Annotated in this window: 24 protein-coding genes, 1 tRNA gene and 1 pseudogene; 15 read left to right on the plus strand and 11 right to left on the minus strand. The window is 64.9% G+C overall.

All coding sequences use genetic code 11. The features are described 5' to 3' along the window. Positions 1-31 precede the first annotated feature (31 nt). The 3 genes from H1S04_RS17930 to H1S04_RS17940 all read left to right on the plus strand — a co-directional run bounded on the left by H1S04_RS17930 (position 32) and on the right by H1S04_RS17940 (position 1829). A complete protein-coding gene (locus H1S04_RS17930) occupies positions 32-868 on the plus strand; it encodes a hydratase (RefSeq protein ID WP_181746854.1) in 837 nt (278 codons plus the stop codon). Between the two features lie 105 nt (positions 869-973). After that, complete coding sequence (locus H1S04_RS17935) at positions 974-1333, plus strand: helix-turn-helix transcriptional regulator (protein ID WP_181746855.1); 360 nt, start codon at positions 974-976, stop codon at positions 1331-1333. Beyond that, positions 1311-1829 carry an SRPBCC family protein gene (locus H1S04_RS17940; protein WP_181746856.1) on the plus strand — a complete coding sequence of 173 codons (519 nt, stop codon included), beginning with the start codon at positions 1311-1313 and terminating at the stop codon, positions 1827-1829. The genes H1S04_RS17935 and H1S04_RS17940 overlap by 23 nt, the downstream gene beginning before the upstream one ends. 7 nt (positions 1830-1836) lie before the next feature. Here H1S04_RS17940 and mtaB read toward each other — a convergent pair whose 3' ends face one another. Together mtaB and dapF are read right to left on the minus strand one after the other, a co-directional pair. After that, a complete protein-coding gene (mtaB, locus tag H1S04_RS17945) occupies positions 1837-3087 on the minus strand; it encodes a tRNA (N(6)-L-threonylcarbamoyladenosine(37)-C(2))-methylthiotransferase MtaB (RefSeq protein ID WP_181746857.1) in 1251 nt (416 codons plus the stop codon). After that, positions 3084-3908: a diaminopimelate epimerase gene (dapF, locus tag H1S04_RS17950; RefSeq protein ID WP_370470500.1), complete on the minus strand. Its 825-nt coding sequence runs from the start codon at positions 3906-3908 to the stop codon at positions 3084-3086. Before dapF ends, mtaB begins: the two co-directional genes overlap by 4 nt. An 86-nt stretch (positions 3909-3994) precedes the next feature. On the opposite strand from dapF, the gene H1S04_RS17955 reads away from it, so the two are divergent. Next, positions 3995-4070, plus strand: a tRNA-Lys gene (locus H1S04_RS17955). A gap of 336 nt (positions 4071-4406) precedes the next feature. Next, positions 4407-4991, plus strand: coding sequence for a hypothetical protein (locus tag H1S04_RS17960; RefSeq protein WP_181746859.1), 585 nt, complete (start codon positions 4407-4409; stop codon positions 4989-4991). Between the two features lie 203 nt (positions 4992-5194). Here H1S04_RS17960 and pqqE read toward each other — a convergent pair whose 3' ends face one another. From pqqE to pqqA, 5 genes are all read right to left on the minus strand, one after another. Further along, positions 5195-6259, minus strand: coding sequence for a pyrroloquinoline quinone biosynthesis protein PqqE (gene pqqE / locus H1S04_RS17965; RefSeq protein WP_370470499.1), 1065 nt, complete (start codon positions 6257-6259; stop codon positions 5195-5197). 62 nt (positions 6260-6321) lie between these two features. Further along, complete coding sequence (pqqD, locus tag H1S04_RS17970; protein WP_181746860.1) at positions 6322-6585, minus strand: pyrroloquinoline quinone biosynthesis peptide chaperone PqqD; 264 nt, start codon at positions 6583-6585, stop codon at positions 6322-6324. Continuing rightward, on the minus strand, positions 6582-7334 hold the full coding sequence (gene pqqC, locus H1S04_RS17975) for a pyrroloquinoline-quinone synthase PqqC (RefSeq protein WP_181746861.1): 753 nt from the start codon (positions 7332-7334) through the stop codon (positions 6582-6584). The genes pqqD and pqqC overlap by 4 nt, the downstream gene beginning before the upstream one ends. Then, entirely contained in the window at positions 7331-8215 is an 885-nt protein-coding gene (pqqB, locus tag H1S04_RS17980) for a pyrroloquinoline quinone biosynthesis protein PqqB (RefSeq protein ID WP_181746862.1), read from the minus strand. Before pqqB ends, pqqC begins: the two co-directional genes overlap by 4 nt. A gap of 9 nt (positions 8216-8224) precedes the next feature. Beyond that, on the minus strand, positions 8225-8326 hold the full coding sequence (gene pqqA, locus H1S04_RS17985; RefSeq protein WP_181746863.1) for a pyrroloquinoline quinone precursor peptide PqqA: 102 nt from the start codon (positions 8324-8326) through the stop codon (positions 8225-8227). A 221-nt stretch (positions 8327-8547) separates the two neighbouring features. Here pqqA and H1S04_RS18855 point away from each other — a divergent pair. Then, positions 8548-8806: pseudogene (locus H1S04_RS18855) on the plus strand (hypothetical protein); the annotation flags it as partial. A 320-nt stretch (positions 8807-9126) separates the two neighbouring features. On the opposite strand, the gene H1S04_RS17990 reads toward H1S04_RS18855, so the two are convergent. Together H1S04_RS17990 and H1S04_RS17995 are read right to left on the minus strand one after the other, a co-directional pair. Further along, a complete protein-coding gene (locus H1S04_RS17990) occupies positions 9127-10299 on the minus strand; it encodes an MFS transporter (protein WP_181746864.1) in 1173 nt (390 codons plus the stop codon). Between the two features lie 32 nt (positions 10300-10331). Beyond that, positions 10332-11240, minus strand: coding sequence for a LysR family transcriptional regulator (locus H1S04_RS17995; RefSeq protein WP_181746865.1), 909 nt, complete (start codon positions 11238-11240; stop codon positions 10332-10334). A 104-nt stretch (positions 11241-11344) separates the two neighbouring features. Between H1S04_RS17995 and H1S04_RS18000 the strand changes: the two genes are divergently transcribed. Together H1S04_RS18000 and H1S04_RS18005 are read left to right on the plus strand one after the other, a co-directional pair. Continuing rightward, positions 11345-11767, plus strand: coding sequence for a DoxX family protein (locus tag H1S04_RS18000; RefSeq protein ID WP_181746866.1), 423 nt, complete (start codon positions 11345-11347; stop codon positions 11765-11767). 35 nt (positions 11768-11802) lie between these two features. Then, positions 11803-12600: a VOC family protein gene (locus H1S04_RS18005; RefSeq protein WP_181746867.1), complete on the plus strand. Its 798-nt coding sequence runs from the start codon at positions 11803-11805 to the stop codon at positions 12598-12600. A 5-nt stretch (positions 12601-12605) separates the two neighbouring features. Here H1S04_RS18005 and H1S04_RS18010 read toward each other — a convergent pair whose 3' ends face one another. Then, positions 12606-12791, minus strand: coding sequence for a hypothetical protein (locus tag H1S04_RS18010; RefSeq protein WP_181746868.1), 186 nt, complete (start codon positions 12789-12791; stop codon positions 12606-12608). Between the two features lie 108 nt (positions 12792-12899). Between H1S04_RS18010 and H1S04_RS18015 the strand changes: the two genes are divergently transcribed. Further along, entirely contained in the window at positions 12900-13838 is a 939-nt protein-coding gene (locus H1S04_RS18015) for a LysR family transcriptional regulator (RefSeq protein ID WP_181746869.1), read from the plus strand. 43 nt (positions 13839-13881) lie between these two features. On the opposite strand, the gene H1S04_RS18020 is transcribed toward H1S04_RS18015, so the two are convergent. Beyond that, positions 13882-14961 (minus strand): AbrB family transcriptional regulator, encoded by a 1080-nt coding sequence (locus H1S04_RS18020; RefSeq protein WP_181746870.1) that lies wholly within the window; start codon positions 14959-14961, stop codon positions 13882-13884. 527 nt (positions 14962-15488) lie between these two features. Here H1S04_RS18020 and H1S04_RS18025 point away from each other — a divergent pair. From H1S04_RS18025 to H1S04_RS18050, 6 genes are read left to right on the plus strand one after another with little or no spacing between them, the layout of a single operon-like run. Next, positions 15489-16073 (plus strand): hypothetical protein, encoded by a 585-nt coding sequence (locus H1S04_RS18025; protein ID WP_255435693.1) that lies wholly within the window; start codon positions 15489-15491, stop codon positions 16071-16073. Between the two features lie 6 nt (positions 16074-16079). Further along, positions 16080-17447: a type VI secretion system-associated FHA domain protein TagH gene (gene tagH / locus H1S04_RS18030; RefSeq protein ID WP_181746871.1), complete on the plus strand. Its 1368-nt coding sequence runs from the start codon at positions 16080-16082 to the stop codon at positions 17445-17447. 51 nt (positions 17448-17498) lie between these two features. Beyond that, the gene (locus H1S04_RS18035) at positions 17499-18872 is read left to right on the plus strand and encodes a type VI secretion system ImpA family N-terminal domain-containing protein (RefSeq protein ID WP_181746872.1); all 1374 of its coding nucleotides are present in this window, start codon (positions 17499-17501) and stop codon (positions 18870-18872) included. A 24-nt stretch (positions 18873-18896) separates the two neighbouring features. Next, complete coding sequence (gene tssB / locus H1S04_RS18040; protein ID WP_298948146.1) at positions 18897-19457, plus strand: type VI secretion system contractile sheath small subunit; 561 nt, start codon at positions 18897-18899, stop codon at positions 19455-19457. A 2-nt stretch (positions 19458-19459) separates the two neighbouring features. Further along, complete coding sequence (gene tssC / locus H1S04_RS18045) at positions 19460-20950, plus strand: type VI secretion system contractile sheath large subunit (RefSeq protein WP_181746873.1); 1491 nt, start codon at positions 19460-19462, stop codon at positions 20948-20950. A gap of 58 nt (positions 20951-21008) precedes the next feature. Beyond that, on the plus strand, positions 21009-21506 hold the full coding sequence (locus H1S04_RS18050; protein ID WP_181746874.1) for a type VI secretion system tube protein Hcp: 498 nt from the start codon (positions 21009-21011) through the stop codon (positions 21504-21506). The last annotated feature ends 31 nt before the right edge of the window (positions 21507-21537 follow it).

The following is a 21537-nucleotide window of genomic DNA, read 5'->3' on the forward strand; positions in this document are numbered from 1 at the left end:
TGGGGCAGGCTGCGCTGAGGGAGGAACCGAGATGAAATATGCGATTGCGATTCTGGCCTTGACCGCTGGCCCGGCACTGGCGGTATGTCCGGCGCCCGAGGCGATGCAGCGCGCCGCCCAAGGCTGGCTTCAGGGCGAAAGGCTGCCCGATCCCGGCGTGGCCAGCATGGAGGACGCCGCCTGCGCCTATGCCGCCTATCGCGCCCGGCTGGAACAGGAACTGGGCGCGCCGGTGGGCGTGAAGGTCGGCTTCACCTCGAAACCCGCGCAGGAGCGGTTCGGAGTCGACGGGCCGGTTGCCGGGGCGCTGTTCCAGCCGATGCTGGCCGAGAATGGCGGCGAGGTCAGCCTCGCCGGGTCACGCTCGCCGCTTTACGAGGCCGATCTGGTGGTGACGGTGGCCGATCCAGTTGCGCTTGCGGCAGCCAAGACGCGCGAGGAGGCAGCAGCGGCCCTTGGCGATGTGCAGGCCTTCGTCGAGATGCCCGACATGGCGCTGGCGGAGGGGTTGAAGCCCAACGGCCCGATCATGGCCTCTTACGGAGTGATCCCGTGGCGCGGTGTGCTGGGCGACAAGATCGCGATTGCCGATCTCGCCGATCCGGTGGCGGATCTGGGGTCGCTCACGGCCGTGCTGAAAGCCGATGGTCAGGTGATGGACGAGGCGAGCGGCGCGGCGCTTCTGGGCCATCCGCTGGATGTGGTGCTGTGGCTGGTTGGGCAGCGCGGCTATGACCTGTCCGAAGGCTCGATCATCTCGCTGGGGTCGCTTGGCCAGTTGCATCCGGCGACGCCGGGGCTGGCGATCGAGGCGGATTACATGGTCGGCGGCAAGCCGTTGAAGGTGGCGTTTACCACGGTCGAGTGACCGCAGCAGCCTTCAGACCGCCCGCCATGCGCCGATAGGATGGCGGGTGGCCAAGTCTGAAAATAAGGTATTTACCTAACTATTGCCGACATGATACTTAGGCATATGCCTAAGTATCATGCTTCACTTGAAAACGCCTTCGCCGCGCTCGCCGATCCGACCCGGCGGGCGGTGGTCGAGGCATTGTCGAACGGACCTGCGACGGTCTCGCAACTCGCCAGCCCGTTCGCGATGGCGCTGCCGTCTTTCACGCAGCATCTGGGCATTCTGGAACGCGCCGGCCTTGTCACGTCGAGACGCGAGGGGCGGGCGCGCATCTGCGCGCTCAATCCGCAGGGTTTGCGGGCGGCGGAGGATTGGCTTGCGCTGAACCGGCAGCAATGGGAGGCGCGGCTTGATCGGTTCGAGGCGCATCTGGCGAATGAAGGAAAGGACACAGATGATGGACAGGAACCTGCAGGATAAGATCACCGACTGGACCTCGTGGCCGCTGGACCGCGAGGTCGTCATATCCCGTGTCGTCAACGCGGATCGCGAGACGGCCTTTCGCGCATGGGTGGATCCGGCGCAAATCGTGAAGTGGTTCGGACCCGAAGGTTTCGTGATCGAATCGCGGAACATCGACATCCGCGCGGGCGGAGACTGGCAGTTCGATATGGTCGCGCCGGACGGCACGCGCTTTCCCAACCGCATGGATTTTCTGCGGATCGAGCCGCCGAAGCTGATCGAGATCGATTATGGCACCGGCGATGACAACGACCCGAACCGGTTCCGTATGCTGGTCACGTTCGACGCGCAAAGTGACCGCAAGACGGTCGTGACCCTGCGCCAACTGCACCCGAGCGCCGAACGCCGCGCCATCGTGATCGGCTTTGGCGCGGTCGAGTATGGCGCCCAGACGCTGAACAAGCTGGCCCGTCACGTGGCGGCTCTGTCGGGCGAGGCCGGAGGCGGGCGCTGACGGCACGTCAGGCCGTCAGCCGTCCCCCGTCATGGCCGATAATGGTCAGGTCCATCAACGCGCCCTCGGGCATGTCGCGGTCGAAGCTGACCTCGGCGAATTGCTCGGTCCGGCCGAGGCGGGGGCCTTCGGTCAGCACCCGATGCACGCGGCCAGTCTGTGCATCGAGATGCCTGCGCAGGGCCGCGTCGCCCGCGGCGCGCAGGCGGCCGGCGCGGTCCTTGATGGCCGCCCCGTTCACCGCCGGCATCCGGGCGGCGGGGGTGCCTTTGCGCGCCGAATAGGGGAAGACGTGCAGGAAGGTCAGGCCGCAATCCTGAACCAGTTTCAGCGAGTTCTGGAACATCGCCTCGGTTTCCGTGGGGAAGCCCGCGATGATGTCGGCGCCGAAGACGATCTCGGGGCGCAGGCGGCGGGCGTCTTCGCAGAAGCGGATGGCATCGTCGCGCAGGTGACGGCGCTTCATGCGCTTCAGGATCATGTCATCGCCCGCCTGCAATGACAGGTGCAGATGCGGCATCAGGCGCGGCTCGGTCGCGATGGCGAGCATCAGGTTCTCATCCGCTTCGATCGAGTCGATGGAAGAAATGCGCAGGCGCGGCAGGTCCGGGACCAGCCTTAGAATGCGCATGACCAGATCGCCGAGGCGCGGTGTGCCGGGAAGATCGGCGCCCCAGCTGGTCAGGTCGACGCCGGTCAGCACCACCTCGTTGAAGCCGCGGTCGCGCAGGCGCTTGATCTGGTCGACGACCACGCCCGCCGGCACGCTGCGGGAATTGCCGCGCCCATAGGGGATGATGCAGAAGGTGCAGCGGTGGTCGCAGCCGTTCTGGACCTGCACATAGGCGCGGTGGCGCCCGAAGCCGTCGATCAGGTGGCCGGCGGTTTCCTTCACCGACATGATGTCATCGACGACGACACGCTCGGTCTGGCCGATCAGGTCGGGCGTCAGGCTGGCCCATGTCTCGGGCTGCATCTTCTCGGTATTGCCGATGACGCGGGTGACCTCGGGCATGGCGGCGAAGGTCTCGGGCTCGGTCTGGGCGGCGCAGCCGGTGACGATGATCGGCGCGCCCGGATTGTCGCGCGCCAGGCGGCGGATGTCCTGACGGGCTTTTCGAACCGCCTCGGCAGTCACCGCGCAGGTGTTCACGATCACCGCGCCCTGCAGGCCGGCGGCCTCGGCCATCTCGCGCATCGCCTCGGATTCGTAAGCATTCAGGCGGCAGCCATGGGTGGAGAAGACCGGCGCGCTCATCCCCGCCACACCCCGTCGAAGGCGTGCGCCGTGGGGCCGGTCATCCAGACGCCATCCGCGCGCCAGTCGATCTGCAACTGCCCGCCGGGCACGTTGACGGTGACCTGACGCCCGGTCAGCCCGCGCCGCGCGGCGGCCACGGCAGCGGCGCAGGAGCAGGAGCCGGAGGCGAGCGTCGGCCCGGTGCCGCGTTCCCAGATGCGCAGCTTGATCTCCGTGGGGGAGAGCACCTGGACGATTTCGACATTGGTGCGCTCGGGGTAAAGCGGGTGATGTTCGTGTTCGGGGCCGAAGCGGTCGAGATCCACCGAATCGGCATCCGCGACGAAGAAGGTCATATGCGGATTGCCCATTCCGGTGGCGACCGGATCGCCGGGAATCGGCAGGTGGTCGATATCGACCGCGCGGGCGAGGGGAATCGCCTGCCAGTCCAGCACCGGCGGACCCATGTTCACGCGCGTCAGGCCGTCGCCGGCATCTTCGGCCAGCAGGATCGCGTGATCGGTGCGCAGGCTGAGGGCCTTCTTCCCCGTTCCATCCATCAGAAAGCGCGCGATACAGCGCGTGGCATTGCCGCAGGCCGCCGAACGCGAGCCATCGGCGTTGAAAAAGACCAGCCGCGCATCGGCCTGATCGTCATGATCGATGGTCGCCATCTGGTCGAAGCCCACGCCGAAATGGCGGTCGGCGATGGCGGCAATGATCGCGGCATCGGGCGCCTCTGTCCCGTGGCGGAGGTCGATGACGACGAAATCATTGCCGAGCCCGTGCATTTTCATGAAGGGCAGGCCGGGGGTGCGCGCGTGTTCCATGGGGTGCATATAGTCGCGTCGAAAAGTTTTCGCCAGATAGGTGTTTTTGCGCTTGACCCCTCCGACGGGTAAAACTAGGAAGCGCCCTGTGATGTGGGCCCATAGCTCAGTTGGTAGAGCAACTGACTTTTAATCAGTGGGTCACAGGTTCGAATCCTGTTGGGCTCACCACTGAAATCAATGTCGTGCGACATGGGTAAGTAGCTCAAACGACAGTGAATCTATCTCAAACGACAGGCGAATCTATCTCAGCCAGCCGCTGACCATGCGTCCGCCGCGGACTTATTCGCTGGTCCTTGACTTCTGCGCCCTGCGGCGCGTCCAATCCACCAGAAGACGACGCTTCACGCTTGAGGACTACACATGGCAGAGCGGTGTAGGGGGGTACTAACTTTGTCAGACCTGCACCTGCTCGACTGGAATGGCGTAAGGGATTGAAAATAAAATAAAACCGGACCGCTTTGGGCGCCGTTACCCAGCCGCCTCAATGCAGGTTCGAGGGTGAAAGTGAGCGATTTGGACCGTCCGACCGCGCATCTGGTCGACATCGCCTTGCAGAAACTGCGCACGGGCTTGCAGCCAGCATACCTTGGTCGGGATGGACGTTGCCGCGGCGAAAACAGGTCTGAAGTCCGGAAGCCTAACCTATCCGAGCGAACTGTTAGGCGCCATTTTCGGAACTGGCCGTCCGAAAATGGCTGTGCTGTTCCGAAAATCGATATCGACAACAATAGCTGGCGATATAGCTGTACCGGCCTGCACCGGAGCCGCAGGAACTTCGAAGCTAGCGATGTGTCAGGAATGCGCCGGTTGGCCATACAGGCCATCACGCTTCAGCCTGATGCGACTGACAGCTATGTGGTCGCGGCCCAGGCCAGTAATGTCCTCGGCGAAAAGATCGCTTTTGCCAGAGAAGCTGTCAGGATCGAAACCCACGCAGCTGCTTGTAGCGCGTTACGGCAAGAGCAGCATTCAGGGCGTTCAGTTCGCCTATCTGAACTTTCGCACGGTACAGGTCTTCCGGATCATCTTGCAGCGGCGCGTGGGATTTGCGCATTACTTCTTCGCTGCGTTCAGATGGAAAATAGGTGACGCGGACCGTCGATCCGTTTGGCGGGGCTTTCCCATGCGCGCGAAAACCACCTCAAAATCCGCCAGATCAGCGGTTGAGATAGATTCGCTTGTCGTCTGCTCCTTCAGGTGGGCAGATTCTACGTCACGGCGAGGGAACTTCCGGGGGGGCAGGTAAAGATCGTAAGCCGCGAGGAGCCTCTGCTGCTGGGCGAGGTTGGCCTTTAGCGGCCTCGCACAGGTTCCAGCCGGCGATAGATGAAATCGGCCGTCGGCTCCTCGGACAGCAGCGCGTCGACGGCAGGGCGGTCCGGCGATTTGCGGCAGACCGGATCGGTGGCATCGGCCCGTCCGAGGATCGCCATCGCCTGACACCGGCAGCCGCCGAAATCGACTTCGCGGCGGTCGCAGCTGCGGCAGGGTTCGGGCATCCAGTCGGTGCCGCGGAAGGCGTTGAAGGCGGGACCTTCATACCAGATTTCGGCCAAAGCCGTCTGCGTCGCATTCTGGAAGGTCAGGCCGGGTATCGTCTCGGCGGCGTGACAGGGCAGGACGGTGCCGTCGGGCGTGACGTTCAGGCCCGTGCTGCCCCAGCCGCCCATGCAGGCCTTGGGGTAATCGGCATAATAATCGGGCGGCACGAAATCGATCACCATCACCCCGCGCAGATCCCGGCGGGCCTGCTCAACCACCCGCTTGGCTTCGGCGACCTGTTCGCGCGTCGGCTGAAGCGCCGAACGGTTGACCAATGCCCACCCCTGGAACTGGACACAGGCGACCTCGATCCGGCGCGCGCCCAGATCGCGGGCGAGCGCGATGGTTTCGGGAAGGTCGTCCAGATTATGCCGGTGCATCACTGCGTTCAGCGTCAGCGGCAGGCCGATTTCGGTAATGGCGCGGGCGACCTGCATCTTGCGGTCGAATCCGCCCCTGTAGCCGCCGATCATGTCCGCAATCCCCGCCCGCACCCCCTGCAGCGACAGCTGCACATGATCGACACCCGCCGCGTCCAGTTCGCGCAGCCGGGCCTCGGTCAGCCCGATGCCCGAGGTGATCAGGTTGACATACAGATCGACGTCGCGCGCGGCGCGGACCAGATCGGCCAGATCGCGGCGAGAGGCCGGCTCGCCCCCGGACAGATGAAGTTGCAGCACGCCCAAGTCTGCCGCCTGCGCGAAGATGTCGGCCCAGGCCTCGGTGGTCAGTTCGCCCTCGCGTGCGGTCATCTCGACGGGGTTGGAACAATAGGGGCAGGCCAGCGGGCAGCGATGGGTCAGTTCGGCCAGCATGGCGATAGGCGGCGCCGGTCGCGGTCGCGTGGAAACGGACGGGGACATGGCCGGCGATACGTTCATGCCTGCATCTCCAGCAGGCGTTTTTCGGCGAGATCGGCCAGAAAGGCCTCGACATCGCTGCGGATCACCTCGGCGGGTGCATCATAGGCCGCGGCCAGATCATCGACGATCCCGTCAAGATCGCGTGCCCCATCCACGCGCGCAAGGATCGCCGCGCCGATCGCATCCAGCAACAGCGCCCGTTCCGGGCCGAGAAGGACCGGAACATTCCGCACCCTGTCATCTTTCATCCTGACGCCGCGCAGCAAAACGGGGATCATGCCAGAAGCCCCTCATGCGGCTGCCAGCCGCCCGGTGGAATGCGTCCGGGGACGACATAGGCGGAATAAAGCGCGTCGAGCTGCGCCCACAGAACATCGGTCTTGAAGATCAGCGCGGCGGCGGCCGCATCCTGATCGGCAGCTGTCCGAGCATGATCCATGACCCAGGCAAGCCCGAAGGCCACGTCCTTGGGCGCCTCGGACAGGCGATGCTCGAAATAGGCGATGGTGTCAGGATTAGCGAAATCATAGTGTTTCAGCAACCCGGCGATCCGGGTCTTGTGAATCTCGGGGGCGAAAAGCTCGGTCAGCGACGAGGCCATGGCCGGCAGCAGCGGCTGTTCGCGCACGAAATGCACATAGGCGTCCACCGCAAACCGGGTCGCGGGCAGGATGCCGCGCTCGGATGCGACATATTCGGGGTCGAGGCCCACGCCCTCCGCCAGTCGCAGCCAGCGGGCGATGCCGCCTTCGCCCGGCGCGCGGCCGTCGTGATCCTCGATCCGCGAGCGCCATTCGCGCCGGAGGGCCGGATCGGTCACGCGCGAGATAAAGGCTGCGTCCTTCATCGGAATGCGGCTTTGATAGTAATATCGGTTGATGACCCAGGCGCGCACCTGTTCGATCGTGCAGCGCCCGGAATGCAGCATGTCGTGGAACGGATGCTTGTCGTGATAGCGTTCGGCCCCGATCTGGCGCAGTCGCGCCTCGAATGCCTCGGGCTGCATGTTATCGGGCTGCACATTCATGGCCGCAGTTCCATCCCGTCCTGCGCGATCCGCCAGCTGGCGGCGATGAGCGCCGCGCGCTCGGCACTGTCGGGCTGCAGGACCGGGTTCGTGTTATTGATATGGATGAATATCTTCTGTCCGGGAATGCCGGCCAGCCGCGCGATGCTGCCCTCGGGGCCGCTCATCGGCAGATGGCCCATGCGGGTGCCGGTCTTTTCGCCGGTGCCGGTTCTGCGCATGTCGTCATCCTCCCATACGGTGCCGTCGAAAAGAACCGCATCTCCCCGCGCCAGTTCCGCGATCAGCCAGTCGGGCAATGCGGCACAGCCGGGGACATAGAACAGTCGTTTGGCCCCGTCGTGAATTTCCAGGCCGATGGTCTGCCCACCGATTGCCGAGGTTTCGACCGTTTCGCCTTCCTTGAACAAGGCGACCTTTCCGGGCACGGCGAAGGCACGAAAGGTCAGACCCGCCGCTGAGAAGGGAGCATCAAGCTCGATCCGGCGATAACGGACCAGATCATCGCTGAGAACACGAAAGACGCCGTTCTCCCTCAGGATGTCCAGAATGTCCGCGGTGGCGCAAATTTCGAACGCCGTCCGCTCGCGCAGCGTCAGCAGGCCGGCAATATGATCGATATCCCCATTGGTTAGGACGACCGACGAGATCGGCGTGCCGCGCAAACCCAAAGGTGCGAGGGCGGGCGTGGCGCCAAGCTGGCTGCGGATGTCCGGCGATGCGTTCAGAACCACCCATGTCGTCTCGTCAGCCGAAACGGCCACCGAAGACTGCGTCATCTGGGGCAGGATTCCGCGGCGGGCGTCCTGACAGTTCCGACAGCCGCAGTTCCACTGGGGCAGGCCTCCGCCCGCCCCGGCGCCCAATATACGTGCGATCACCCGTTCTGATCAGAACAGAGTGTCTTCCCGCCGCTCGTCTTCGGCCGGGCCGTACATGTTGATTTCCATCCCGCAGGCGATTTCGCGGATGCGCGGTTTCGTCCAAGCCATAAGATGTCCTCCCAGACAATTGTTGCGAGTCGTCGTCGACGCAGGACACAGTAACAGCGGTCCGCACGCTGACAGTATGGGACTTAGGTATGACGGGTGAGGTCTCAACCCAGCTGTCACTTACGATTCCGCGAGTAAGGGTGGGAAGCGAGGTCGATCGGGTTCTGATCCTCCCCCAGTGAAGTGGTCCGCCGTTATGGGTAGGAAATGGAGGATCAAGAATGGCAAACAAACGACTGAAGCCGGAAGAGATTGTGTCGAAGCTGCGGCAGGTTGAGGTCTTGATGGGGCAAGGCATGTCCCGTTTGGATGCGATCAGGCGGATCGGCGTTGTCGAACAGACCTATACTGCTGGCGCCAGAAGTGAGCCGTTGAAGGCGCCACTGGTCCGAGCCCAACGGCGAACGCGGAATGGGCGTGGATCAGTTGAAGGAACTGAAGCGCCTGCAGCAGGAGGACGAACGGCTTCGACGTGCGATATTCCGGGCGCTGAACATCCTGGATGGTCGTGGCGCTGCCGTGACGAACTTGTCCCATAGAGCATCCTTCCATTCCGCCGAAAGGATCGCGCCATCAAACGGTGGGATCAAACACCTAGGATAAACAGCTGCTGTTCCGCGCCCGAAGTGCACCGGGGCCCTCTTCGTGAAGGCTGTGAGATAGATTCGTGTGTCGTTGTTAGATGCCATGTCGTAAGGAAAATAAAGTTATTTAAAAACAATGATTTGAAAATTCTCCTGAGTTATTTACCCATGTCGCCTGACAATCACTGAAAACAACAATTCACGGGTCGGCCCCCCTTACCCTTCAAGCACGCGGCGGCGCGCCATCCAGCCGTGGCACAGGATCGCCAGCAGATAGCAGCAGGTGATGGCCGCGATCAGGCCGCCGATGCCCGCGTGGCCCAGCAGCACCAGCAGCAGCGGCGTGCCCAGCAGGTTGCCCAGATTGCCCATCTGCGCCATCAGGCCGTTGGCCAGGGCGCGATCCTCGGCGCTGTGGTTCAGCACCGGAATGGCGGCATAGCTGGCCCCCTGGATGATCCCCAGCGCCGCATAAAGCCCGATCGCGGGCAGCACCGGCCCCGCCAGCGCCATCAGTGCGGCGCTGATCGCGGCCATGCCGAAACCCAGCTGGATCAGGCGCACCGGCGGCGCGGCACGCAGCAGAAGTGGGACCCCCCCGAGACCGGAGGCGATGCTGATCAGCGGCAGGGTGGCGATCATCGCCTCGCGCCGGTCTGCGGGGATCAGCGCCGGCAGGATCGCCAGCAGCGACACGAAGGTCAGCGTATAGAACAGCCAGCCAAAGCCCGGCGCCGCGATCCGGGCCGAGCCATAGGCGCGGGCCAGAATGGCAGCGAATTGGGCGAGCGTGGGGGGCACCGCCCCCGCATGGCGCGGTGGGCGCGGCAGCACCAGTGACAGCGCCAGCGCGCAGCCCAGCATATAGACGCCATGGACGCGAAACAGTGCTGGCAAACCCGCGCGCGCCACCAGATCCATCCCCAGCCACGCCGTCAGCGCATAGGCGACACCGAAGAACGTCGCCCAGAGCGTCATGGCGAAGCTGCGGTAGCGGTCGGGGGTCAGCTGGGCGATCAGCGTCGGCGCCGCGACCACGATCAGCAGATGCGACAACCCCTCGAATCCGCGTGTGATCAGCAGCGCCGGCAGGCTGCCCATCTGCGCCTGCAGAAGTGAGAGGAGGCCGCCAAAGATCAGCGCGAAGATCAGGGCCCGACGCAGCCCGATGCCGGTGACCAGCACGCCCGCGATCATGCCGAAGACCGCCCCCACGAGGCTGACCAGCGACAAAAGCAGCCCGACCGAGGCGCCTGCCTGCGGGAACATGTGCTGGATCTCGGTGAAGGGCACGCCGATCTTGGCGAACTGGCCGGCCGCGCCGAGACCGGCGAGCCAGAGCAGCAGCACCGAAACGAGGATGCGGGGAGGGGAGAGGTGATCGCGCATTCCTCACCCATAACGCGCGTCGCGGTCCGACGCTATGGCTGGCCGATCACCGGGACCAGCCGGTCCAGATGGCGGCGCAACACCGCGCCGAACGCCGCGATCTTGCGCTGCCGGAACGCCGTCGGCTGGCTGAGGATGTGGATCGGGCGCGGCGCGCCGGCGAAATCGTCCAGCACCGTGCGCAAGGCGCCGCTCTGCAGATAGGGGGCCAGAAAGATGTCCGGCGCGCGCACCAGCCCGCCCCCCTGCAGCGCCTGGCCGATGGTGATGGCGGCGCTGTTGACGGCGATCCGGCCGTGAATGGTCTGCGTGATCGGCTGGCCCGCGTCCTGAAAATCCCAGCGGCCGGGAAGCTGTTCGTTCAGATCAAGCACCGCCTCATGCCCGGACAGGTCACGCGGATGGGCCGGTGTGCCATGTGCCGCCAGATAATCCGAGCTGGCGGCGATGCGCGGTGTCGTGGCGCCGATGCGCTGCATCAGCAGGCTGGAATCGCGCGGGATGCCGATGCGCACTGCCATGTCGAAGCCGCCCGCCGCAAGATCGGTCAGCCCGTCCGACAGGTGCAGGTCGACCCGCATCCGGGGATGTTCGGCGACAAAGCTGTGGGCGGCCTCGGCCACGCAAAGCTCTCCCATCGTGGCGCCGCAGGTGATGCGCAGCCGTCCGCTGAGGCCGCCGGTCGGGTCCGCGAACACGCTTTCGGCCTCCTCCAGCGCCGACAGGACCTTGCGGGCATGCGGCAGCCAGGTCTCACCCGCCTCGGTCAGGGATACGGCGCGGGTGGTACGGTAGAGCAGGTTCCGGCCCAGCCGTGCCTCGAGTGCGGCGACCTGCTTGCCGGCCTGCTTGTTGGACACCCCCAACCGCTGCCCGGCGGCAGTGAAGGAGCCGGTCTCGACCACGGCCAGAAAGGCGCGGATGCCATCGGCGAGATCCATCATTATCTCCAATCTGGGGATAGTTAATCGCTGACTGTATCCATTCCGGCGATGTCGGCAAAGCCCTATCTGTTCGGCAGGAAATTCGAACAGGAGATACGACGATGACCAATGTTCTGAAACGCTTCGGCTTCGGCAGTGAGGATGCCGCGCTGGCCGCCGCGATGCTGCTGCGGGTGGCGCTGGGGGTGCTGTTTCTGGCCCATGCGGGGCTGAAGATCTTCGTTTTCACCCCCGCCGGGGCGGCGGGGTATTTCGGCTCGCTCGGGCTGCCCGAGGGGCTGGCCTATCTGACCATCGCCGCCGAGGTGCTGGGCGGGATCGCGCTGATCGTCGGCTTTCAAACCAGCCTTGTGGCGCTGGCGCTGGTGCCGGTGCTGCTGGGCGCGGCCGTGCTGGCCCATGGCCCGAACGGCTTCTGGTTCAGCAATGAAGGCGGCGGCTGGGAATATCCGGCATTCTGGGCGCTGGCATTGCTGGTACAATCGCTTCTGGGCGGCGGCAAATATGCCGTGACCGAAAACTGACCAACTGTCCCAACCGTTCCTGAAAGGAGACCATCATGGCCACCAGCGATGCCCCCGTTTCCGTCAGCCGTGTCGTTCTGACCGTGCGTGATCTGGACCGGGTGGGCGACTTCTACCAGCGCGCGATCGGGCTTGACCGGATCGCGGGCGATGGCGAATCCCTGGTATTGGGCAAGGATGCCCTTCCCCTGGTCGATCTGCGCCGCGACACCGCCGCGCGCGCCTATCCGGCCGAGGCGGGGCTGTTTCATACCGCTTTCCTGCTGCCGGACCGTGCCGATCTTGGCCGCTGGCTGCGCCACGCGGCGGGGCAGGGGCTGCGGCTGGACGGCGCCTCGGACCATGGTGTCAGCGAGGCGCTGTATCTGCGCGATCCCGAGGATAACGGCATCGAGATCTATGCCGACCGACCGCGCGACCAGTGGAACCGCGACGGTACCCGCGTCCGCATGCCGACCGAGGGGCTGGATCTGTCCGAACTGGTCCGCGCCCCCGGCGACTGGCAGGGCGCGCCCGAGGGCACGGTGATTGGTCATGTCCACTTGCAGGTGGGCGATGTGGCCGCGGCCGACCGTTTCTATACCGGGCCGCTCGGCTTTGATCTGTCGTCGCGGATCCCTTCGGCCAGTTTCTACGCCACGGGCGGGTATCACCACCACCTGGCCACGAATGTGTGGCGCAGCCGTGGCGCGGTAACGCGCAGCCCGGACAGCGCCGGACTGACCGAACTGGTGCTGTCGGCCGATGCCGACCGGGCGCAGGCGCTGGGCAGCGCGGCGCTGATCGACCCGTGGGGAAACCGCATCACGATCGAGTCCCGCGCCGCCGCCTGACGCCATCACGAAGGTGCGCGGTGCGCCTTCGTCCTCATCTCCCCCGCCTGCTGACGGTTCGCCCACGAGTCGCGTTGAGCGGCGCCGGTCGCTCTGGCCATGACCGCCAGCAGCAGCGCGCCGCCGCCGATGCCGAAGGCGACGGTGATTAAGGGCCCCGCGAAACTGGTCGCCAGCAGCGCTGCGGACACCCTTTCGCACGCCGTCGGGCAAGTGCATCAACCCATTTTGTAACATTTCCTTGCCCCTTCGAAATAGCCCGCTAGCCTTGTCCAATGTGGTGTTGTGGAGCGTGGTGAATGCGGGTTGATTACCTTGGACTGGAAGCCTTTGTGGCGATTGCCGAATACGGCTCTTTCCAGCGGGCCGCGCGGGCGCTGAACCTCTCGCAGGCGGCTTTGAGCCACCGGTTGCGCAAGGTCGAGGAAGATCTGGGTGCCACGCTTCTGACCCGCACCAGCCGCGAGGTATCGTTGACGCCGACCGGGCAGGCGCTGCTACCGGAGGCGCGTAGGCTGCTGAAATCCTTGCAGGAAACCTACGAGTCCGTGCGCGCGGGGGCGCGGCGCCAGTCGCGGCGCTGCACGATTGCCTGCGTGCCCACCATCGCCCATGCGGTCCTGCCTGAGGTGCTGGTCGAACTGACCTCGGTTCAGCCCGACATTGATTTCGAGGTGCTGGATGTGCCGGTTGCGACCATTTCCGACGCTGTGCGTCTGGGCGAGGCCGAGTTCGGCATCACCGTGATGTCTGCCGAACCGACGGACCTGCGGATGCGTCCGCTGGTCGATGAGGATTACCGGCTTTTCCTGCGGGGCGACCACGCGTTGGCGCAACGTAGGCACGCGCTGCTGGCCGATCTCGAAGGCGTACGCATGGCCCGTGTCGCAACCCAGTTGAAGAACCGGCAGTTGCTGGATGTGGCCTTCGGCGAGTGGGGCGACCGCCTGCATTGGCATGTCGAGGCGCAAAGCATTAGCCTCGCGCTGCGGCTGGTGGCGACCGGGATGGCCGTGGCGATCCTGCCGGTCTCGGCGCTGTCCATGGCGCCGGCCCCGGTGATGGCCATCCCCGTCGAGGATGTGCAGCTGCGGCGCACCATCGGCGTCGTCACCCGGCGCGGGGTGCCCCCTTCGGATAATGCCGCCGATCTGCTGGCGCGCGTCGAGGCCGCGCTGGCGGCGCGCTTTCCGCCCCATTCCATGGCCGCGGACCGGCAGACCCGACCCAAAGCCTGAGGGTGTGGGAATGTGCAGCGGCCACCTCGGCACGGGGGCAAGGTCACTCTCGCCTCCGGCCGGCTTTCCCGCGCAGCCCCATGGCCCTTGCAAAGATCGGTGCGCCGAGGATCACCAGCGTCAGCCGCGACAGGTGATGGACGACGACAAAGCCCAGATCGGCCCCGGCGACGATGGCCAGCACGGTCATTTCCGCCTGTCCGCCGGGCGCGAAAGCCAGGAAGCCATCGATCGGCGCGGCGAGGCCCAACTGGACAACCGCCTCGGTCACCAGAAACGCCAGGGCCGCGAGGATGACCACGAAGACCAGCCCCGACAGCACGAACCGGCGCAGTTCGATCAGGGTGACGCCGACATAGCCCACGCCGATCCCCATGCCGATGAGGAATTGCGCCGCCAGAATCGCCTCGCGCGGGGGGCGGTGGGTAATGATGCCGGTCAGTGACAGGATAGCGGTCGCGATCATCGGCCCAAGGATCGGGGCGCCGAACAGTCCCACCCGTTCGGCCAGCTTCCAGCCGCCGATGGCGGCGACGCTCATCAGCAGCAGTTCGGAGATCGGCAGTTCGGCGGCGGGGGCGCCGATCGGCTGGATCAGCGGCCGGTCGAAGGCATAGACCAGCACCGCCGGCACGATGGTGACGATGACCAGCACCCGCGTCGCATGGATCAGCGACAGCGCGCGGACATCGCCCCCGGCCTCCTTGCCGAAGACCACCATGTCCTGCAACCCGCCCGGCATGGCCGCGAAATAGGATGTCGCCAGATCGAAACCGCAGATGCGGTGGAAATAGGGCACCCCGACCAGCCCGATTGCGGCGATGTAGATCGGCACAAACGCGACCGAGCCGCCCATCTGCGGCAATTGATGTATCACCTGCGGTGTGATTGAGGCCCCGACCGCCACCCCCAGAATGGTCCGCGCCCCCGATGAGAGAGGTGACATTCCCTGCAGCCGCGCCCCCGCCAGTGCCCCCAGCAGGCAGGCGAACATCGGTCCGAACAGGAAGGGCAGGGGCAGTCCCGCCAGCCAGAAGACCAGCGTACCTGATGCCGCCAGCGCCAGCGTGCCAAGGCGGCGCGGCGACAGCAAGCTGGAAAGGAATGTGGCGGCTTGACGCATTTGTATCCACAACTAGGCGATTGGCCACATCCTGCAATCGGAAAAAATCGGCCCCGTGGAAACTGTCCCCGCCGCCGGCAGGCGTCGGGGCGAGACAGCCCAGGAGCAGTTGCGCGACGAGATCTGCCTAGGCAAACCGCCGCTGGGCAGTCGGTTGCGTGAAACCGCAATTGCCGAGCGGCCGGCCGCTGCACGCCGCTGCGCGAAGCCCTCTGCGGGCTGGAGATAGATGGACTCGTCAACCACCTGCCGCGCTGCGGGGCGGCGCTGCGAAAGCTTGGCTGCCCCGAGCGGATGGAGCGCTACGAGATGCGCAGCGTGCCGGAAGACGAGGTGGCGCGGCTGGTGGCGCGCGGCGTGGCCGGTCGAGTTTGTCGCGATGAGCGACGAGATGCACACGAGATGCACGCAAGGGCCTGTCAGCGCGGGCTTCTTCTCCGCATGGGTTGACACTGGCGCTGGCTGCGGCAACTTGCGATGGAAACACCCGCCCGCCCAGACAACCGCCCGCTTGTGCCGAGTTTCCGATGACCGCCGGTGACGACCTTGAAAAGACCCGCCCGCCGCGCCGGACGCTGCGCACCGAAAGCCCGGTCGAACTGTTCAGCCAGGTGGAACGCCTGCCCGAACTGGTCAAACCGCGCCCCCGCGCCGACGAAAACGGGCTGCAGTTCCTCTATCGGCTGCGCGGTTCCACGACGCCCGAGGAGGCGGTGACCTATGTCGCCTTCGCGGCGCTGCCAATCTCGGCTGTCGGCTGGGGCTATGAATGCCTGCGCATGATGGCCGAACATCTGGACGCCAGCGAGCGGCCGATGATGCACCTGATCTCGGACTGGCTGAACGATCCGACGACCTCGCGCCGCCATGTCATCATGCGCCAGGCGCTGTGGGCACCCGTCCGCAATCCCTCGGTGCTGCTGGGGCTGGCGGTCGGCTGGGCCGCCGGTGGCCCCGCGCCCAACGATCCCGAACCCTCGCCACCGCACAAGGCGCCGGTCGCGATCAACAGCGCGGTGCTGTCCTGCCTCGCCCGCACCCAACTGCGCCAGCGGCCCGTTTACCTCGCCCGTTTCCTCGATATGGCCGAGGCCCTGTTCCGGGCCTATTGAGACAGCATGACACTTACCCTGCAGATCGAGAATTTCAGCGTCCTGGACGACGGCGGACCGGTAAACGTGACCGTGTCGGAAACCGGGCTGCAAGCCGGGCGCAATGCCGGGATGGGCTGGGTGCTGCCTGATGCCAGCCGGCATATCTCGGGGCATCATTTCGACATCTCGTTCCAGCACGGCACCTGGTGGCTGCACGACCGCTCGACCAACGGGACGTTTCTGCAGGGCCATCGCCACCGGCTGGACGGCCCGCACGGGCTGCAGCATGGTGATCGCTTTCAGGTGGGCCAATATATCATAGTCGCACTGATGGAGGTGCCCATGCCGGGCGGCCGCATCGCGCCGGGATCGCTGCCGCCCTTCAATGTCGACCGCGCGGCACGCATGCCGCTGCGCGACGACGATCCCTGGTCGGTGCCCGGCGGCTTCGAACCCGTCAATCCGATGCCCGCCGCCGAGAGCGGCCCCCGGCTGCCCGACTTTGCCGGCGATTTCGTGGCCTTCCCCGCCGCGCCGCATCAGCCGCCTACGCCCGAGGCGCCGCCAACGGACTACCCGGCGCCCGTGTCGCCCGCCCAGCATCCGGGCGCACGGCCGGCCACCCCGTTCGGAGCATCGCTTCCGCCCGCGCCGGCCCATGCCTTCCCGCAAGCGACGCCCGCGCCGGTGGCCCCCACGCCCGTCGCGCCTGCGCCCGAGGCCGAGACCCCGGACCTGCCCGCGCCGCAGATGCCGCCGCCCGCCGCGGCCGCGATCAATACCGACCCTGTGGCCTTCCTGCACGCCTTCTGCCGCGGTGCCGGGCTGTCGCCGGATCTGGCCGCCGGCATCGATGCCGAGGCGCTGGCGGAAGCACTGGGCCAATCCGTCGCCGCGACCACCGGCAGGCTGATGGCGGCCCTGCGCGACCGCGCCGCCGCGCGCCATTTCACCCGCGCCGGCGAGCGCACCATGCGCGAGGCCAGCGACAACAATCCGCTGAAATTCTTGCCCACCCCCGAACAGGCGCTGGAGGCGGTCTTCCTGCGCCCGCGCGCAGGCTTCATGACCGGAGCGCGGGCCTATGACGACGCGCTGGTCAACCTGGCGCGGCACCAGACGGCGCTGTTCGCGGCGCTGCAGCCGGCGCTGGCCGAGCTGATGCAGGACCTCGACCCGACCCGGATCGAGGCCGATGCCAAATCCCGCGCGGGCATTACCGGGCAGCGCAAATCGAAGGCTTGGGATGTCTATGTCGAGCGCTGGGATGCGAAGGCCGCGCATGAAAACGGCATTCTGGACGAATTCATCCGGCTGTTTGCCGACGCCTATCGCGCCGCCGATGAATCGGGCGGCATCGGTGGGGGAACCACAAAGGACGATGCCGGTTAAACCGGGGCCGGGGCCGGGGCGGATATCAGAAAGGGATCAGGAAGACGGAATATGAAATTCGAATGGCTGACCGACCCCACCGACGATGCCCCGCCCTGCGGCCCCGATCTGGAGGCCGAGGACGATGACGCTTTCATCGGCTATTATTACGAGGCCGAAGGGCGCCTGCCCGAACGCTATTTCACCCCCGGCCTCGCGCCCGATGGAAGCGAGGACAGGCTGTTCGACCCGCGCTCGATCAGCTTCGCGCGCGAGGGCAAGCAGATCGGCGATTTGCTGCGGCGCTCGCGCGATCTGCGGCTGACCAGCCTTTTGGCCCGCTTTGCGATCCTGTCGGGCCGATTGGAGGATTTCGCCGACGCCGTCGAAGCCACCGCCACCCTGATGCAGATCTGGCCGAACGAGGCCGTTCCCCGCGTCGACCGCAGCGCAGCCGAGCGGCGCGGCGCGATCGAAGCGCTGAACACCCAGCCCACCGTGGTCATGCCGCTGCTGCATCTGGCGCTGCTGCCGACCGGCGATGTCACCCTGCGCCGCCACATGGTCGCCACCGGCCGCGCCGAGGCCCGCGCGTCCGAGGAGGGTCTGGACGGCACCACCGATGTGCTGGGCCCGCTGCGCAGCGACGCCAATCGCGCGCTGGTGGCCAGAACCCAGGCCGAGCTGACCCGCGTGGCGGCGGCACTGAACATGATCGCCCGGCTGGCGGCAAGCCATCCGGGTGCTCCATTCTCGCCCGATCTGGCGGCTGTACGCACCGCCGTCGCCGACATGCAGGCGATGATCTCGACCGCGCGGCCGGATCTGCCCGGCTGGACCGAAGGCGCGGACACACCCGCCGCCGATCCCGGCTATCCGCAACTGGGGGGCGCGCCGGCCCCAGCGGCATCTGACGCGACTCCCGCAGCCGCCCTTCCTGCCGCGCCCTCGACCCCGGCGGCGCCGGTCAACGCGCCGCTCATCGCCGATCGCGACGCGGCGCTGGCGGCGCTGAAGGCCGCCGAGGCATGGATGGCGCTTCGCGAGCCGTCCTCGCCCTCGCTTCTGCTGATCACGCAGGCGCGCCTGCTGGTCGGTGCGCCGCTGGTGCAGGCGCTGGAAACCCTGTTGCCGGCACAGGCCGGGGGCGCGATGCTGAATATCGGCCATGCCAGCGGCTTTGCCCTGCCGATGGAGCGGTTGAAGACCCTCAGCTCGGCGGCGCAGGAAAACCGGCCAGAGGCCGTCACCCCGCCGCCCGCACCGGCGATCTCCGATCGCCGGGGTCTGACCGCCTGTCTGATCGGGGTCGAGGCCTATTATGCCCAGCACGAACCGGCTAGCCCTGTGCCCTTGCTGCTGGTAAAAGCCCGTGACATGTTGACGAAACGTTTTGATGCCATCGTTGCCGAGCTGATTGCGGCACCGGTCAGGCAAGGTGAATGAGGTTAGAGTCTTCGCATTGACTCTGTGTTTGAAATTGCGTTTTTTAACGCAATCGGAGGATCGAGTAACATGGCATCTGATAAGTCGACCGATTTTTTGAAGCGTAATCGCCCGCCGCGGGTGAATATTTCCTATGAAGATCCGTACGATTCGGAAAAAATGGTTGAACTGCCCTTCGTGGTGGGGGTGATGTCGGACCTGTCGGGGAATGCCTCGCAAGTTGACAAGCCCGCGATGGAAGAGCGCGACTTCGTCGACGTGACCGCCGCGACGCTGGATGACTATATGAAGTCGATCGCGCCCGGTCTGAGTTTCAATGTCGAAAACAAGGTTGGCGGCGATCAGCGTCTGGGCGTGCAGCTGAATTTCGAATCCATGGATGATTTCGATCCGGCCGCGGTCGCGCGCCAGATCCCGGCGCTGAAGAAGCTGCTGGAAGCCCGTCAGCACCTGGCCAACCTGCAACGCTATATGAACTCGAAGCCGAAGGCGCAGGACCAGATCCGCAAGCTTCTGAACGACCCTGAACTGATGGCGGCCCTCGCCGAGCGCGACGAATCCGCCTCCCCCGAAAAGGATAGCTGAGCATGGCACAGGAAAATCAGGCCCAGGTTGCCGGCGCCGGCCAGCTGACCGAGCTTGAGGAATTCTCGGACATCCTCAAGCAGACCATCAAGCCGCGCACTGAAGTCGCCGCGAAAGAAGTTGACAACGCCGTCGTGGCGCTGGTGCGCGAGGCTCTGGACGATCAGACGCTGATCGCCGAAGACGTGATCGACACCATCGACGCCATGCTGTCGAAGCTGGATCAGAAACTCAGCGAGCAGCTGAACGCAGTGATTCACCACGAGGATTTCCAGAAGCTGGAATCGTCCTGGCGCGGGCTGGCCTATACGGTCAACAATTCGGAAACCGATGCCTCGCTGCGCGTGAAGGCAATGAACGTGTCGAAGAAAGAACTGCAGCAGATGATGCGGCGCTATCCCGGCGCGAAATGGGATAAATCGCCGCTGAACCAGCGCATTTACGAAGCCGAATTCGGCACCCTGGGCGGCAAGCCTTATGGCGCCCTGATTGGCGATTATTATTTCGACCATTCCAGCCCCGATGTCGCCCTGTTGCGCGATATGGGCAAGATCGCGGCAGCCGCACATGCGCCGTTCATTTCGTCTGCCGCGCCTGAATTGCTCGGTATGGACAGCTGGACCGAAATGTCCACGCCGCCGGACCTGTCGGAGATTTTCGATACGCCCGATTATGCGGCCTGGAATGGTCTGCGCGATTCCGAAAACTCGCGCTATATTGCGCTGACCCTGCCGCGGGTGCTGTCGCGCGAGCCGTACGGCCAGAATTCCAATTCGGTCGTCGAGGAGTTCAATTTCGAGGAAGAAACCGACGGTCATGCCGGCACGCAATATGCCTGGATGAACGCGGCACATGCGATGGCGGTGAATATCAACCGCGCGCATAAGGAATTCGGCTGGACCGTGCATATTCGTGGCGTCCAGTCGGGCGGTGAGGTTCTGAACCTGCCCACGCATAATTTCGAAACGGGCGATGGCATGAAGGACCTCAAATGCCCGACCGAAGTCTCGATCACCGACCGGCGCGAAGCGGAACTGTCCAAGGCTGGTCTGATCGGGCTGATTCACCGCAAACACACTGACAAGGCGGCGTTTATCGGCGCCCAGACGTTGTATCGGCCTAAGAAATATGTGGATGACCAAGCCACGGCGTCGGACAATATGTCCGCACGTCTGCCGTATATTTTTGCGGTGTCACGGTTTAGTCATTATTTGAAATGTATGGTCCGCGACAAGATCGGGCAAAGCCCCGATCGGTTGCAACTTCAGACGCAGTTGCAGAGTTGGGTTAACAAGTACGTTTCTGGTAATCCCGAAAGCGCCAGTGAACGCGAGAAGGCCAAGAAACCTCTTGCGGGGGCGAAGGTGGAAGTGGTGGAAGACGAGGAAAATCCCGGCTATTACATGGGCAAATTCTTCCTCAAGCCGCATTTTCAGCTTGAAGGGATGGATGTCGGGATGTCTCTCGTCTCCAAGCTGCCGAAGGGCAAGTAATTTGACCCGAGGCATTAGACTGTCTGAAGTGACGCCATATTAGAGGAGTTAGGTTAACATGGCTGTCGATATTTTTCTGAAACTGTCCAACAACATCAAGGGTGAATCGCAGGACTCGACTCACCGTAACGAGATCGACGTTCTGGCCTGGGACTGGGCGCTGACCCAGTCGGGCACCACCCATGTGGGTTCGGGCGGCGGCGGCGGTAAGGTCAACGTCAAGGACATTACCCTGACCAAATATGTTGACCTGGCATCCAACGATCTGATCAAGCGCTGCACCAACGGCGAGCACATCGAAAACGGCGAGCTCATCGTGCGCAAATCGGGCGGCACCGCGCCGGTCGAATATTTCCGCATCAAGATGAGCAACATCATGATCACCAGCTACACTACTGGTGGCTCGAAGGATGGCCTGGACCGCATCCAGGAAACGCTGACCCTGAACTTCCGCAAGTTCGAAGTCGCCTACACCCTGCAGGAAGAATCGGGTGCCGCCGGCGCCGAAACCCTGGCCGGTTGGGACATCGCCGAAAACAAGGAGTGGAACGCCTAAGCGTTTCGCCTTTTCGGTCGGAACAGGGCTG

This window comes from Paracoccus sp. S1E-3 (assembly GCF_013868135.1).
In the GTDB taxonomy this organism is placed as follows: Bacteria; Pseudomonadota; Alphaproteobacteria; order Rhodobacterales; family Rhodobacteraceae; genus Paracoccus.